At 72.9% G+C, this 14,776-nt stretch carries 14 protein-coding genes and 1 tRNA gene; 5 read left to right on the plus strand and 10 right to left on the minus strand.

All coding sequences use genetic code 11. The features are described from left to right. Window positions 1-119 precede the first annotated feature (119 nt). Window positions 120-193: transfer RNA gene (locus ADK60_RS13285), tRNA-Thr, on the minus strand. Between the two features lie 321 nt (window positions 194-514). On the opposite strand from ADK60_RS13285, the gene ADK60_RS13290 reads away from it, so the two are divergent. From ADK60_RS13290 to ADK60_RS13300, 3 genes are all read left to right on the plus strand, one after another. Next, on the plus strand, window positions 515-1,606 hold the full coding sequence (locus tag ADK60_RS13290) for an ABC transporter ATP-binding protein (protein WP_045939607.1): 1,092 nt from the start codon (window positions 515-517) through the stop codon (window positions 1,604-1,606). Between the two features lie 190 nt (window positions 1,607-1,796). Then, a complete protein-coding gene (locus ADK60_RS13295) occupies window positions 1,797-2,240 on the plus strand; it encodes a hypothetical protein (RefSeq protein WP_045939606.1) in 444 nt (147 codons plus the stop codon). Window positions 2,241-2,381: 141 nt separating this feature from the next. Further along, window positions 2,382-3,161, plus strand: coding sequence for a nucleotidyltransferase family protein (locus ADK60_RS13300; protein WP_045939605.1), 780 nt, complete (start codon window positions 2,382-2,384; stop codon window positions 3,159-3,161). A 157-nt stretch (window positions 3,162-3,318) separates the two neighbouring features. Here the strand turns inward: ADK60_RS13300 and ADK60_RS13305 are convergent, their stop codons facing one another. From ADK60_RS13305 to ADK60_RS13335, 7 genes are all read right to left on the minus strand, one after another. Next, window positions 3,319-5,088: a DoxX family membrane protein gene (locus ADK60_RS13305; protein WP_079008323.1), complete on the minus strand. Its 1,770-nt coding sequence runs from the start codon at window positions 5,086-5,088 to the stop codon at window positions 3,319-3,321. A gap of 202 nt (window positions 5,089-5,290) precedes the next feature. Next, window positions 5,291-6,286 (minus strand): 23S rRNA (guanosine(2251)-2'-O)-methyltransferase RlmB, encoded by a 996-nt coding sequence (gene rlmB / locus ADK60_RS13310; RefSeq protein ID WP_045939604.1) that lies wholly within the window; start codon window positions 6,284-6,286, stop codon window positions 5,291-5,293. Window positions 6,287-6,425: 139 nt separating this feature from the next. Further along, complete coding sequence (gene cysS, locus ADK60_RS13315; RefSeq protein WP_053645866.1) at window positions 6,426-7,820, minus strand: cysteine--tRNA ligase; 1,395 nt, start codon at window positions 7,818-7,820, stop codon at window positions 6,426-6,428. A 141-nt stretch (window positions 7,821-7,961) separates the two neighbouring features. Next, the gene (locus ADK60_RS13320) at window positions 7,962-8,357 is read right to left on the minus strand and encodes a PPOX class F420-dependent oxidoreductase (protein WP_045939602.1); all 396 of its coding nucleotides are present in this window, start codon (window positions 8,355-8,357) and stop codon (window positions 7,962-7,964) included. A gap of 190 nt (window positions 8,358-8,547) precedes the next feature. After that, on the minus strand, window positions 8,548-9,048 hold the full coding sequence (gene ispF, locus ADK60_RS13325; RefSeq protein WP_053645868.1) for a 2-C-methyl-D-erythritol 2,4-cyclodiphosphate synthase: 501 nt from the start codon (window positions 9,046-9,048) through the stop codon (window positions 8,548-8,550). Then, window positions 9,038-9,796 (minus strand): 2-C-methyl-D-erythritol 4-phosphate cytidylyltransferase, encoded by a 759-nt coding sequence (ispD, locus tag ADK60_RS13330; protein WP_234325942.1) that lies wholly within the window; start codon window positions 9,794-9,796, stop codon window positions 9,038-9,040. The genes ispF and ispD overlap by 11 nt, the downstream gene beginning before the upstream one ends. Window positions 9,797-10,054: 258 nt before the next feature. Continuing rightward, entirely contained in the window at window positions 10,055-10,537 is a 483-nt protein-coding gene (locus ADK60_RS13335) for a CarD family transcriptional regulator (protein ID WP_030244332.1), read from the minus strand. 413 nt (window positions 10,538-10,950) lie between these two features. On the opposite strand from ADK60_RS13335, the gene ADK60_RS13340 reads away from it, so the two are divergent. Next, a complete protein-coding gene (locus ADK60_RS13340; protein WP_045939599.1) occupies window positions 10,951-11,565 on the plus strand; it encodes a hypothetical protein in 615 nt (204 codons plus the stop codon). Window positions 11,566-11,725: 160 nt separating this feature from the next. Here ADK60_RS13340 and phoP read toward each other — a convergent pair whose 3' ends face one another. Beyond that, window positions 11,726-12,418: a two-component system response regulator PhoP gene (gene phoP, locus ADK60_RS13345; protein ID WP_030305055.1), complete on the minus strand. Its 693-nt coding sequence runs from the start codon at window positions 12,416-12,418 to the stop codon at window positions 11,726-11,728. Window positions 12,419-12,420: 2 nt separating this feature from the next. Continuing rightward, window positions 12,421-13,692, minus strand: a complete 1,272-nt coding sequence (gene phoR, locus ADK60_RS13350) for a two-component system sensor histidine kinase PhoR (protein ID WP_053645870.1) — start codon at window positions 13,690-13,692, stop codon at window positions 12,421-12,423. A gap of 308 nt (window positions 13,693-14,000) precedes the next feature. On the opposite strand from phoR, the gene phoU reads away from it, so the two are divergent. Beyond that, complete coding sequence (gene phoU / locus ADK60_RS13355; protein WP_030393723.1) at window positions 14,001-14,684, plus strand: phosphate signaling complex protein PhoU; 684 nt, start codon at window positions 14,001-14,003, stop codon at window positions 14,682-14,684. Window positions 14,685-14,776: the final 92 nt, after the last annotated feature.

Below are 14,776 nucleotides of genomic sequence, written 5' to 3' on the forward strand. Positions count from 1 at the left end.
ACCACACCCTGCGTCAACTCCGGCCCGACCGCCGCCCCGTCACCTGACGGGTCGGCGTACCGGGGAACGACGAAGGCCCCCCGGCTGCACGCCGGGGGGCCTTCGTCGAGGGCCTGCGGAGCCCCCTGTCGGATTCGAACCGACGACCTACGCTTTACAAGAGCGGTGCTCTGGCCAGCTGAGCTAAGGAGGCATGGTGACCGTCCGCGACGGATCACGGCGGCACCGGGGGCAGTCTACCGGGCGGGGAGCGGGCGGTGGGGGGATATCCGGGGTCGGGCGGCAGCGGGGGCGGTGACGGGCCGGAACGGCCCGGGCGGACGGGGCGGGCGTGATGGAACCGATGCCGAAATCCGGCCGTCGAGGGGCTGACAAGCGGCGTACACGCAGGTAGCGTCGCCCGGAGCCGGATTCGTACAGAGGTTCAGACCACCTCTGGGAACCGGCCGACTGGAATCCCCCACCTTTACTCGGATCGTCCGGCACGTTCCTGCCGGTGAAGGAGAGCACAGCCATGGCTTCTGTGACGTTCGACCAGGCGACCCGTGTCTACCCCGGGGCGACCACGCCCTCGGTGGACGCCCTGGACCTCCAGATCGAGCACGGCGAGTTCCTCGTCCTGGTCGGCCCCTCCGGCTGTGGCAAGTCCACCAGCCTCCGCATGCTGGCCGGCCTCGAGGACGTCAACAGCGGCGCCATCCGCATCGGCGACCGCGACGTGACCCACCTGCCGCCGAAGGACCGGGACATCGCGATGGTGTTCCAGAACTACGCGCTGTACCCGCACATGACCGTCGCGGAGAACATGGGCTTCGCGCTCAAGATCGCGGGCGTCAACAAGTCGGAGATCCGCACCAAGGTCGAAGAGGCCGCCAAGATCCTCGACCTCACCGACTACCTGGACCGCAAGCCGAAGGCGCTCTCCGGCGGTCAGCGCCAGCGTGTCGCGATGGGCCGCGCGATCGTCCGCGAGCCCCAGGTCTTCCTGATGGACGAGCCGCTGTCCAACCTGGACGCCAAGCTCCGCGTCTCGACCCGTACCCAGATCGCCGGCCTGCAGCGCCGCCTGGGCATCACCACCGTCTACGTGACCCACGACCAGACCGAGGCGCTCACCATGGGCGACCGCGTGGCGGTCCTCAAGGGCGGCGTCCTGCAGCAGGTCGACACCCCGCGCAACATGTACGACCGGCCCTCCAACCTCTTCGTGGCCGGCTTCATCGGCTCGCCCGCGATGAACCTGGTCGAGGTGCCGCTGGTGGACGGCGGCGTGAAGTTCGGCGGCTCGGTCGTCAACATCTCCCGCGAGGACCTGGCCGGCGCCGGCACCGACAAGAACGTGACCGTCGGCATCCGCCCCGAGCACTTCGAGATCGTCCCCGGCGGCGGCATCGAGGGCGTCGCGGTCACCGTCAACGTGGTCGAGGAGCTCGGCTCGGACGGCTTCGTCTACGGCACCACCAAGATCGGCGGCGAGGACAAGGACCTGGTCGTCCGCGTGCACGGCCGCCAGATCCCGGCCCGCGGCGAGACGATCCACGTCGTGCCCGTCGCCAACGAGACCCACGTGTTCTCCAGCAGCACCGGCGCCCGCCTCTCCAGCTGAGCCCCGCCGGGCCACCGCCCGCCGCACGGAGCCCCGTCCGACCGTCACCGGTCCGGCGGGGCTCCTGCCGTTCCGGACCACTCCGACGGACGACGGCGTCAACCCGGCGACGGGACGAACCAGGACACCGTGTCACTCGATGGTGTAACGGAGGGCGATCCGGGACCTACCCACCGCTACTCTCCTGTGCGTGAAGCAGCTAGTTCGCCGCATCGGCCAGACCATCGCCCTCACCCTGCCCGTCGTCCTGGTGACCACCGGCACCCTCGCCGTGACCAGGGTCCCGTGGGCCCCGCCCACGTCGCTGGACCAGCAGGTCGTGGCGGCGTCCAGCGGGGACGGCGCGGGGATCGGCCGGACCGCCACCACCACCACGACGTCCGACGGGCTCGCCCCGCAGGACGCGCTGCGGGTCGCCCTCATGGACGAGCTGCGGGCCCACAACCCGGGCAGCGCGCTCGACCTGCTGGAGCGCGCGATGCGCGAGCAGCCCGCGCTCACGCCCTACTGCAGCTCGCTCGCCACCGAGCTCGGCAAGGCGGCGGTGCGCAAGTACCAGGGCGACGTCCAGCGGGCCCGGACCTTCGCCCGCGCGGTCTGCGACGGCTCGTTCGCCGCCGGCGCGGCGGGCTGACCGAGCCGGGAGCCACCCGGGAAGCCGGCGGTCGGCCGGGTCCGGGTCCCGCCGGAGGACCGGCACCGCCACCGGGCCACGGGCACGGCCGACCGCACCGGACGACCGCTCGCCCGGCCCCCGCGCGCCTATTGTTCAGCCATGACCGCTGACTCCGGCCCCACGGCCACTCCCCCGCCCGCTCCCGCCATCGGCCCGGTGCCGGTGACCCAGGCCGTCATCCTGGCCGGCGGCCAGGGCTCCCGGCTGCGCCCCTACACGGACGACCGCCCCAAGCCGCTGGTCGAGATCCCGGGCACGGGCACCCCCATCCTGGGCCACCAGCTCGCCTGGCTGGCCGCCGAGGGCGTCACCGACGCGGTCATCTCCTGCGGCCACCTGGCCGACGTGCTGGAGGACTGGCTCGACAAGGCCGACCTGCCGCTGCGGGTCCGCACGGTGGTCGAGGCCGAGCCGCTCGGCCGGGGCGGCGGCCTCAAGTACGCCGCCAAGGCGCTGCCCCGGCCCGACGAGCCCTGGTACGCCACCAACGGCGACATCTGGACCAGGTTCAGCCTGCGCGACATGGCCGCCTTCCACCACGAGCGGGACGCCGTCGCGACGCTCGCGCTGGCCCGGCCGCGGATCCCGTGGGGCGCGGTGGAGACCGACCAGTTCGGCAACGTCCTCGACTTCATCGAGGCCCCGCCCTCGCCGTTCCTCATCAACGCCGGCCTCTACGTCTTCGGCCCGGACTTCGCCGAGCTGCTGCCGGACGTCGGCGACCACGAGCGGACCACCTTCCCGCAGCTGGCCCGCAGCAAGCGGCTGGCCGGCTACCAGCTGCCGCAGGGCGTCTACTGGCGGGCCATCGACACCGCGAAGGACCTCACCGAGGCCGCCAAGGAGCTCGCCGGGGGCGCCGGCCGCGCCCCGCAGTAGGGCCGGCCCGGCGGAGCGCCCCCGAAGCCCTCCGCCACCCTGCTCCACCGACGCGCTTGGCCGAAGCGCTTCGCGCACAACGGCGACCGGCCGGGTGCTCCCCCACGGAGCACCCGGCCGGTCGCCGTTCCCGGGCCGGTTCCGCCCGGCCCGCCCGTCAGGTCGCCGTGGCCGGCTCCGGACGGGAGCTGCGGGCGCCGCCGCCGGACAGCTCGGCCAGCGGCGCGCTGCCCAGCACCCCGCCCAGCAGTCCCGAGCCGCCCGGCGAGGCACCGGACCCGCTCGGGGTGCCGCCCGTCCCGGTCCCGGTGCTCGGGGCCGGCTTCGGCGCCGTCCCGGTCCCGGCCGCCGGGGCGGCGGGAGTGGCGCGCTGCGCGGGCGTCGATCCGGCCGGGGCCGGGGCGGCCGGCGGTGCGGAGGCCGCCGGAGCCGCCGGAGCGGCCGTACCGGTCTCCGGCTTCGCCGAGGACTTCGCCTTCCCGCTCGGGGTGGCCGGGGCCGCCTTCGGCGAGGCCGGGGTGCCGGACGGCGCGGCGGTGGTGGCCGCGGCGCTCGGCGCGGCCGGCCGGGACGGGGCCGGCGAGGGCGCCGAACCGGCCGGGCTCCTGCCGCCGGGGGTCACCGACGGCCCGCCGCTCGGCCAGACCGGCGTGCCGAAGTCGGTGGCGGGCCGGGACGGCGCGGGGTGCGGCCGGGCACCGGTACGGACCGCCCCGCCCAGCATCGAGCCGAGCAGCAGCGTCAGACCGACCACCGCCGCGGTGACCACGGCGCCGCGCCGCAGCACCCGGCGGCGCAGCGCGGCCGGCGCGCCCGCGCCGTACCGCCGCCAGGCCTCCAGGTTGAGCCGCCCGTCCAACGAGGCGAACGGCGCCCCGGCGATCAGCAACGGGCTCCACGCGGCCAGGAAGATCAGGTCGGGCGTGTCGTACACCGGCACGGCCCGCCAGCTCACCGTGAACAGCAGCACGGCGGACAGCGCCATCGCCGCCCCGGCCGCGAGCCGCTGCCAGAGCCCGAGGAGGGTGAGCACACCGACCACGATCTCGGTGAACGACACCACCAGGCCGGAGCCGACCGGGTGCGCCATGGCGAAGGCCAGCAGCGGCTCGGCGACCTTCCAGGGGTGCAGCGAGGACAGCCAGCGCATCATCGAGCCGCGCTCGCCGCCGTCGAAGTACACCGGGTCGCAGAGCTTGCTGAACCCGGCGTAGACGGAGAGCGAGCCGAGCACCGCGCGCAGCGGCAGCAGCACCAGGCCGAGGTCCACCCGACGGCCGGGGTACCAGGGCTGCTTGCCCTCCGCCCCGGCGGCCGAGACCTCGGGCAGCTCACCGCTGGGCGTCCAGCCCTGCGGCGCGCCGACCGGGCCGACTCCGCCCTCGGTGGCGGTGCCGTCGCCCTCGCGCGGCTGGCGCGGCACCGTCCGGGCGCCGCCGTACGGCGGGACCAGCTGGGTGTCCGCGTCCGCCAGGGAGCCGCCGGGGCGACCGCCCCCGCGGCCGCCGACCCCGGCCGGGACGCCGCCCAGTCGGACGGCCTCCAGCAGCCGGGTGGCCGCGACGTCGTCCGGGCGCGCCTCGCCGGTCCAGGTGACCGGGGTGACCCGGCCCTTGCGGCGCGGGGGTGCCCCGGCGAGCGCCGATACGTCGCCGACCGGGACGACCACCTGCGGGGTGACCAACGGGCGGCGGATCAGGCCCTGGGTGCCGTACGGGTCGCCGAACGCGGCGCCGGTGGACAGCAGTCCGGCCGGGGCGTCGATCAGCGGCGCCACCGGGGTGCCGAGCCGGAGCCGGAAGCTCGCCTGGGTGCTGCTGAGGCGTGCCGGGTCCGACGGCACCTTGGCGGTGTTGAGGCCGGGGCCCGCGTCTATCCCGGTGCTGCCACCGCCCAGGAGCGGGCGCCGAGGTGTTCTGGTGTCCACGCCCGTCTAACCGGGTGACACCCGGTTAGGACACTCTCCCGAGTGGATATCGGGAGTCCCCTTGAAGTGATCATGAGAAAAGCGATCGGATCCGGGCGGATCCGATCGCTTTCCATTGATTGCGGGCGGACGGTGGGCGGTTCCGGAGAACGCCTTGCGCCGAGCACCCGCCGTGTGCGGCTACCGCCGGCGGACCGGAGGGTCAGCCGACCTTGCGGCGCAGCCGGGCCGCCTCGTACAGGACGACGCCCGCCGCGACACCGGCGTTCAGCGACTCGGTGAGCCCGGACATCGGGATCCGCACCAGCACGTCGCAGGTCTCCGCGACGAGCCGGGACAGGCCCTTGCCCTCGCTGCCCGCGACGACCACCACCGGCCCGGTCAGCACCTCCAGGTCGCCGATCTCGGCCTCGCCGTCGGCGGCCAGGCCGACCACGGTCAGACCGGCCTTCTGGTACGCCTCCAGGGCACGGGTCAGGTTGGTGGCCCGGGCGACGGGCAGCCGGGCCGCGGCACCCGAGGAGGTCTTCCAGGCACCGGCGGTCATACCGGCCGCCCGGCGCTCCGGGATCACCACGCCGTGCGCGCCGAAGGCGGCGGCGGAGCGGACCACGGCGCCCAGGTTGCGGGAGTCGGTCACCCCGTCCAGCGCCACGATCAGCGCGTCGTCGCCGGAGTCCGCGGCCCCGGCCAGCAGGTCGTCGGGGTGGGCGTACTCGTACGGCGGGACCTGGAGCACCAGGCCCTGGTGGTTCATCCCGCCGGTCATCTGGTCCAGCTGCGGGCGCGGGGCCTCCATCAGCGGGATGCCCCGGTCGTTGGCGGCCTGGAAGGCGTCGCGGACCCGGTCGTCGGTGTCGATGAACTGCTGGACGTACAGCGCGTTGGCGGGCACGTCGCCCTGCAGGGCCTCGACCACCGAGTTGCGGCCGAAGACCAGCTCGGCGGCGCCGGCGCCGCCGCGGCCGCCCCGGCCGCCGCCGCCGGACCGGCGCATGCCGGCGCGGGCCTTGGCGTCCCGCTCGCGCTTGACCGCGGCGTTGGCGGCCCGCTGCTTCGGGTGGCCCTTGCGCTCCGCTCCGGGCGGCGTCGGGCCCTTGCCCTGGAGCGCCTTCCGGCTGTGGCCGCCGGTACCGACACTCGCGCCCTTCTTCGACCCGGGGTTGCGGCGGTTCCTGCGCTGGCTGTTGCCGGCCATGGCTGTACTTCCTGTCTGTCTGTCCGGCATGGCCGACCGCGCCGGCCGTGCCGGTGCGGTCGACGGCATGCGTTCCGTCATGCGGGAGGGCCGCACCGGTCCGGTACGGCCCACCGCTCACCCCTCGGTCACCCGGGGGTTACTGGCTGTTGATCGTCCAGCGCGGGCCGGACGGGGTGTCCTCGATCGCCAGCCCGGCCAGGCCGAGCTGGTCGCGGATGGCGTCCGCGGTCGCGAAGTCCTTGCGGGCCCGGGCCGCCTGGCGCTGCTCCAGGACCAGGTGGACCAGCGAGTCGACGACGCCGTGCAGGTCCTCACCGCGCTCCGCCCCGGCCCACTGCGGGTCGAGCGGGTCGAGTCCCAGTACTCCGAGCATCGCACGGACCTCGGCCAATCGCGCCACCGCGCTCTCCTTGTCGTCCGCGGTGAGGGCGCTGTTGCCCTGGCGGACGGCGGTGTGCACGACCGCGAGTGCCTGCGGCACGCCCAGGTCGTCGTCCATCGCCTCGGCGAAGGCCGGCGGCACCTCGGGCGCCGCGTCGACCGTGCCGCAGCGCTCCACGGCACGCTGGATGAAGCCCTCGATCCGGCCGAAGCCCGCCTCGGCCTCGCGCAGCGAGTCCTCGCTGTACTCGATCATCGAGCGGTAGTGCGGGGCGGCCAGGTAGTAGCGGAGCACAATCGGCCGCCAGCGGCGGACCATCTCGGCGACCAGCACCGAGTTGCCGAGGGACTTGCTCATCTTCTCGCCGGCCATGGTGACCCAGGCGTTGTGCACCCAGAAGCCGGCGAAGTCGTCGCCGAAGGCCTTGGACTGGGCGATCTCGTTCTCGTGGTGCGGGAAGATCAGGTCGAGACCGCCGCCGTGGATGTCGAAGGCCGCGCCCAGGTACTTGTGGGCCATCGCCGAGCACTCCAGGTGCCAGCCCGGGCGGCCTCTGCCCCACGGGGTGTCCCAGCTGGGCTCGCCCGGCTTGGCCGCCTTCCACATCGCGAAGTCGCGCGGGTCGCGCTTGCCGGTCTCGCCCTCGCCGCTGGGCTGCTGGAGGTTCTCCAGCTTCTGGTTGGAGAGCGCGAGGTAGTCGGGGTAGGACTTCACGTCGAAGTAGACGTTGCCCTCCGCCGCGTAGGCGTGGCCCTTCTCGATGAGCCCGCGCATCATCGCGACCATCTCGGGGATGTGCCCGGTGGCCCGCGGCTCGACGGTCGGCCGCAGGCAGCCCAGCGCGTCGTAACCGTCGTTAAAGGCACGCTCGTTCTCGTAGGCGATCTGCCACCACGGCGTGCCGAGCTCGCGCTCCTTGGCGATGATCTTGTCGTCGATGTCGGTGACGTTCCGGGCGAAAGTCACCTGGTAGCCGCGGTAGGCGAACCACCGCTGCATCACGTCGAAGTTGAGGTAGGACCGGATGTGCCCGATGTGTGGCGCCGACTGGACGGTAGCGCCGCACAGGTAGATCGAGACACAACCCGGTACAAGCGGGACGAAGTCGCGTACCTGGCGGGTGCTGGTGTCGTACAGGCGAATGCTCACAGCGTCAAGCGTAGTGGGCAGCAGGGGGTGCCTCGCGACATTCCGAAATGTCAAGACCGCGGCGGATGCTTTTCCGCCGGGTGACGTCCCGGGTGGTGTCCCGGGGGACCGCCCCGGGACACCCCTCCGCTCCCGGTGGGCTCAGATCGAGCCGACGACCTTCCGCGGGGTGAGCCGCACGACCACCCGCACGTCGTCGGGGCCGTCGAAGCCGTACGTCGCCTCGCCGCGGTACTTCAGGGACAGCTCGTCGATCAGCTCCCGGCCGCCCTCCCGGGTCAGCGAGACCTCGCCGCGGACCTCCAGGTAGGTGTACGGGTTCTCCGGCGGGTTGACCAGCAGCGAGACCCGCGCGTCCTTCAGCAGGTTGAGGTGCTTGCGGCGCCCCTCGACCGTGGAGAACAGGATGTCCTCGCCGTCGCGCTTCACCCAGACCACGGAGGACTGCGGGCTGCCGTCCGGCTGGAGGGTGGTGATCACGGCGAAGCTCTTGTCGTCGATCAGGGCCTTGGCCTGGTCGGAGAGGTTTGCGGCCATCGGGGACCTCGTTCTTCTCGTCGAGCGGCGGTGGAAGGGCGACTGCTGGGGCGAACCCGCCTCGAAGAGTAGCGATTCGGGCCCCGGTAAAGGGTGTTGAACACCCGTCACCCCCGGTCGATTTCCGCTGCGGGCACCCCGGCCGGACACCGGGCCACCGCCGCCGACGAGCGACGGGCCACCGGACAGGTCAACGCCGTTCGTACACCAGGGCGGTGGCGATCGCGGCGAGGCCCTCGGCCCGGCCGGTGAGGCCGAGTCCGTCGGTGGTGGTGCCGGAGACAGAGACCGGGGCGCCGACCGCGGCACCGAGCGCGGCCTGCGCCTCCGCCCGGCGCTTGCCGATCTTCGGCCGGATCCCGATCACCTGGATCGCCACATTGCCGATCTCGAACCCGGCCTCGCGCACCAGCCGGGCCGCCTCTCCGAGCAGCTTCACCCCGGACGCGCCGGCCCACTCCGGGCGGTCGGTGCCGAAGTGCGCGCCCAGGTCGCCGATCCCGGCGGCCGAGAACAGCGCGTCACAGGCCGCGTGCGCGGCCACGTCGGCGTCCGAGTGCCCGGCCAGGCCGACCTCGGCGTCCGGCCACTCCAGCCCCGCCACCCACAGCGGGCGGCCGGGCTCGAAGGCGTGCACATCGGTGCCGATGCCCACCCGGGGCAGTACGGGGGCGTGCGGTTCAGTAGGCATCGGCGGCCCTCCGGCGGGCGAGTACGGCCTCGGCGAGGACGAGGTCCAGCGGACGGGTCACCTTGAAGGCCTCCTCGTGACCGGGCACCACGACCACCCGGCCGCCGAAGCGCTCCACCAGCCCGGCGTCGTCGGTGACCGGTGGCAGACCGCCCTCGGCCCCCGCCGACTCCTCGGCCAGCGCCTTGGCGTGCACCTCGGCCAGCGTGTCCCGGCGGAAGCCCTGCGGGGTCTGCACCGCGCGCAGCGTGGCCCGGTCGGGTGTGTCGAGCACCGGCTCGGGCCCGCCCCGGACGGGCTCGACCCGCTTGACGGTGTCGGCCAGCGGCACCGCCGGCACCACCGCCTCGGCCCCGGCCCGGACGGCGGACGCGACCGCGTCCACCACCTCGACCGGGACGAGCGGCCGGGCCGCGTCGTGCACCAGCACGATCCCGACCTCGGCCGGGATCGCGGCCAGCCCCAGGCGGACCGACTCCTGGCGGGTATCCCCGCCGGCCACCACCCGGATGTCCTTGCCCTCGAGACCGTGGCTGTCGAGCAGGGCGACCACCTCGGCCACACCGTCGGCGGGGGCCGCGACCACGACCAGGCCGACCGCCCGGCTGCGGGTCAGCGCCCGGACCGCGTGCACCAGGAGCGGCACGCCGCCCAGGTCACGCAGGGCCTTGGGGGCACCGGGTCCCAGCCGCTCGCCGCGGCCGGCGGCGGGAACCACTGCTGCTGCGATTGCTCCTGTGGCGTTCAGGTTTCACTCCTTCGGCGAAGTGGGTATGGCCATGGCGTGCACGACGGGCGCGGACCCCTTCCGAAGCACCACCGTCTTCCGCCCGCAAGATCAGCAGAAACGGTCATGCAGACCCGAGGCCGGCCAGGCCGCCGGGTGCGGGGGCGTCGTCCGGACACGCCTCAGCGCCCGAAGTGCCACTGCACCACCCACGGACCGTCGGTCCGGTGGGCGGCGCGCCGGCATCGGGCGCTGTGAGCGTTGTGGAGCGGACGGCCGCTACGAGGCGAGCACCTCGTCGAGCAGCGTCTCCGCCTTGTCCTCGTTGGTGTTCTCCGCCAGCGCGAGCTCGCTGACGAGGATCTGGCGCGCCTTGGCGAGCATGCGCTTCTCTCCGGCGGAGAGGCCGCGCTCGCGCTCGCGACGCCAGAGGTCGCGCACAACCTCGGCGACCTTGATAACGTCACCCGAGGCGAGCTTCTCCAGATTCGCCTTGTAGCGACGCGACCAGTTGGTGGGCTCTTCGGTGTACGGTGCGCGAAGCACCTCGAAGACCCGGTCCAGACCCTCCTGGCCGACCACATCGCGCACGCCGACGAACTCCGCGTTCTCGGCGGGCACGCGGAGCGTCAGGTCTCCCTGCTGCACCTTGAGCACCAGGTAGGTCTTGTCCACACCTTTGATCTGGCGAATTTCGATGGCCTCGATCAGCGCGGCCCCGTGATGGGGGTAGACCACCGTGTCGCCAACCTTGAACGTCATGTGACAGGACCCCTTCCGTGGCTTTCCAGAATAACACGCTTTTCGGCGCACCCGAAGGGCGTTTTCGCAGGTCAGGGCCGGTCTCGGGGCTTGACAAGGACCCCCATGACGTGCTGCGACCGGTGTTCGAGGAGGGCTTCCCGCAGGTCGGAGGCGGTTCCACTGCCCACCGAAACCTCTGGCAACACTCCCGAAACCATGATTGGATCTTGGGTTTTCACCGTTTATCGGGCCGTTTCCCGATCGTGATCCGATCTTGGTCGATGATTGACCTGAACACGCGGACATGCCGCCGTCCGGAGGCCCTGGCGGGCGGATCGTGACCCGAAGGGACCACCCCGTGAGGACGGCATAAGCGTGGTCGATAATCTGAACCTGACCTATCGACACGTGACCTAGGAGAAGCCGCCGCCGTGAGCCGCAGCCTTCGACGCGGCGGCATCGCCGCCATCGCCGCCCTCGCCATCGCCTCGCTGTCCTCCTGCTCCGCCGGGAACACCCCGGCCACCCTGGAGGTCAAGCCCGACAACGCGTCGGCGACCCTGGGCACCGACATCCGCCTGAACAACATCGTCGTGGTCACCGGGGACGAGTCCTCGGGCGAGCACACCGGCCCCGCCAACGTGACGGTGAACATCAGCAACAGCGGGACCGAGCCGATCGAGCTGCAGTCCATCACCGTCGGCAACGGGGCGACCGCCTCCTTCGTCGACGACAAGGGCGCCGCGCTGCCCGCCATCGTCGTCCTGGCCGGCGACGCGCTGCTGCTCGGCGGCCCGGGCAACCCGACCGCCAAGATCGCCTCCACCACCGTGAGCGTGGGCGGCTACGTGCCGGCCTCGTTCGGGTTCAAGAACCACGAGAAGGTCGACGCCGAGGCCCAGGTCAGCCCGAACAAGGGCCTCTACAAGGGCTACGGCCCGGCCGTCGCCCCGGCCGCCGTGCCGCCGAAGGCGACCGCTCCGGCCACCGGCGCCACCACCCCGGCCGCCCCGGCCACGGGTACGACCGCTCCGGCCGCCCACTGAGCCACGGGCGCACCACCGGGCCGCGCGCACCGGGCCGCAGCAGAGGGCCGCAGCAGAGGGCCGCAGTACAGGGCCGCACAAGGGGAACGCCCCCTCCGGAGTGATCCGGAGGGGGCGTTCGCCCGGTCTTGGGGCCGGCCCGCGGCGCCGACCGGCCGGTTTACGGCTCGAACTTGTAGCCGAGGCCACGCACCGTGACCAGGTAGCGCGGCGCGCCCGGGTCCGGCTCGATCTTCGCCCGCAGGCGCTTGACGTGGACGTCCAGCGTCTTGGTGTCGCCGACGTAGTCCGCGCCCCAGACCCGGTCGATCAGCTGCATCCGGGTGAGCACCCGGCCGGCGTTGCGCAGCAGCATCTCCAGCAGGTCGAACTCCTTGAGCGGGAGGTCGACCTTGGCGCCGTCCACGGTCACCACGTGCCGGTCGACGTCCATCCGGACCGGGCCCGCCTCCAGGGCACCGGGGCCGCCGCCGTCGCCGGGGCCCTCGTTCTCGCCGCGGCGGCGCAGCACCGCGCGGATCCGGGCCACCAGCTCACGGGTGGAGTAGGGCTTGGTGACGTAGTCGTCCGCGCCTATCTCCAGCCCGACCACCTTGTCGATCTCGCTGTCCTTGGCGGTGACCATGATCACCGGCACATTGGAGCGGACCCGAAGCTGGCGGCAGACCTCGGTGCCGGGCAGCCCCGGCAGCATCAGGTCGAGCAGGACGAGGTCGGCGCCGTTCCGTTCGAACTGCTCCAGGGCGTCGGGGCCGGTGGCGGCGATGGCCACCTCGAAGCCTTCCTTGCGGAGCATGTACGAGAGAGCGTCGCTGAACGACTCCTCGTCCTCGACCACCAGTACTCGGGTCACGATCAGGCCTCCGGGGCAAGCTGTGGGGTTGTTTCTGACAGGGACTGCGGGGGCCCGCCCACCGGGGGACGGTCCACGGGGGCCTGCCCTGCGGGCAGGCGGACGGTGAAGGTGGAGCCCTGGCCCTCGACGCTCCACACCGAGACGGTGCCGCCGTGGGAGGCGGCCACGTGCTTGACGATGGAGAGGCCGAGGCCGGTGCCGCCGGTCTGCCGGGAGCGTGCCGGGTCCACCCGGTAGAACCGTTCGAAGACCCGCTCGCGGTCCTTCTCCGAGATGCCGATGCCCTGGTCGGTCACGGAGATCTCGATGAGTTCACCGTCCGCCTCGCCCAGGGCGGCGGCGCTGGAGATCCGGCGGGTGGCGATCGCGACCCTGGTCCGGGGCGGGCTGTAGTTGACCGCGTTCTCGACCAGGTTGCCGAGCGCGGCGGCCAGCTGGCCCCGGTTGCCGTGCAGGTAGAGGCCGGCGATGCCGCCGGCCGCGATGAGGATCTGCTTGGCGGCGGCCTGCTGGCGGCAGCGGTCGATCGCCTCGGCGATCAGTTCGTCCACCGCGACCGGCTCCGGGTCGACCATCAGCCGGTCGTCCTGGACCCGGGAGAGGTCGATGATCTCCTGGACCAGGCTGGCCAGCCTGGTCGCCTCGATCTGCATCCGGCCGGCGAAGCGCTGCACCGCCTCCGGGTCGTCGGCCGCGTCGGCGACCGCCTCGGAGAGCAGCGAGAGCGCGCCGACCGGGGTCTTGAGCTCATGGCTGACGTTGGCCACGAAGTCCCGGCGGACGGCCTCCACCCGGCGGCGCTCGGTCTGGTCCTCGACCAGCACCAGGACCAGCCGGGAGCCCAGCGGGGCGACCCGGACCGAGACCGCCAGCGGATCGGCGGCCCGCGCCGCGCCCGGACGGGGCAGCTCCAGCTCCAGCTGCCGGATCTCGCCGTCCCGGCGGGTGCCCCTGGCCAGCGCGAGCAGCTGGTCCAGGGCGACCGCGCCGCCGCGGACCAGGCCCATCGCGTACGCCGCCGAGCTGGCCTTGACCACCTCGTCGCCCTCGCCGAGCACGATCGCGCAGGAGCGCAGCACGGAGAGGACCGTGTCGACGCCCGGCGGGAGCGGGGGTTCCTGCGCGGGGCCGAGGCCCTGATTCCGATTGGTGCCGCTGTGCCTGCCCTTCGCCTGCTCGCGCTCGCTCCAACGGAAAGCGATCGAGGCCGTGAGGCCGACGCCGAGCCCGGCTATGGCGCAGGCAGCGGCGGCGGCCACGTTCACGTCCATAGCGCCAGCCTAAGCGCACGATGCGGCCGCTCCCCCAGGCCCAGGTCAAGGGATCGACCACGCGTTGCCGAGAATTCACCTTCAAGTAGCTGCTGATTCACCGGACAGGTCGTGCGCGGTCGCCCGGACGGCCCAGAGTGGGCGCCGGAGCCCGTGTGGGACGGGTGGCCCGGCCGAACAGCCGTCCGCCACCCCGGGTGCGCGCGTACGATGCGCGCCACCAGCAGCGGTCATTGGTGCGCCGTTCGGACGGTCGTACCGGATGACCGGTCGGCACCGCCACCGACACAGCTACTGAGGAGAGAACAATGCGTGACGCGTACCACGAGGAACTCGACTCGATCGGCGACAGCCTGGTCGAGATGGCCCGGCTGGTCGGCTCCGCCCTCGGGCGGGCCACCACCGCCCTCCTCGACGCGGACCTGGCGCTGGCCGAGAGCGTGATCGCCGCCGACGGCAAGGTCAACGACCTGCACCACGAGCTGGAGAACCGGGCGATCGACCTGCTCGCCCGCCAGCAGCCGGTCGCCACCGACCTGCGCATCGTCGTCACCTCGCTGCGGATGAGCGCCGACCTGGAGCGCTGCGGCGACCTCGCCCGCCACGTCGCCAAGGTCGCGCGGCTGCGCTACCCCGAGTGCGCCGTCCCGACCGACCTGCACGCGACCGTCCTGGAGCTGGGCCAGCTCGCCCAGCGGCTGGTGGCCAAGGCCGGCCTGGTGATCGCCACCAAGGACGTCGACAAGGCGCTGGAGCTGGAGCAGGACGACGACGCGATCGACGCGCTGCACCGCGAGCTGTTCGCGCACCTCATCGACGAGCGCTGGCACCACGGCATCGAGACCGCGGTGGACGTCACCCTGGTCGGCCGCTACTACGAGCGCTTCGCCGACCACGCCGTCTCGGTGGCCAAGCGCGTGGTGTACCTGGTGACCGGCGAGCACGTGGACGAGTTCGTCGCCGCCTCCGAGGCCGCGGCCCAGCTCGACTGACAGTGATGATGTTCGTGGTGATGTTGCCGGTGGGTCTGACCCATCGACTGACAGTGATGATGTTCGTGGTGATGTTGCCGGTGGGTCTGACC

The sequence above is a fragment of the Streptomyces sp. XY431 genome (assembly GCF_001279805.1).
Taxonomy (GTDB): domain Bacteria; phylum Actinomycetota; class Actinomycetes; order Streptomycetales; family Streptomycetaceae; genus Kitasatospora; species Kitasatospora purpeofusca.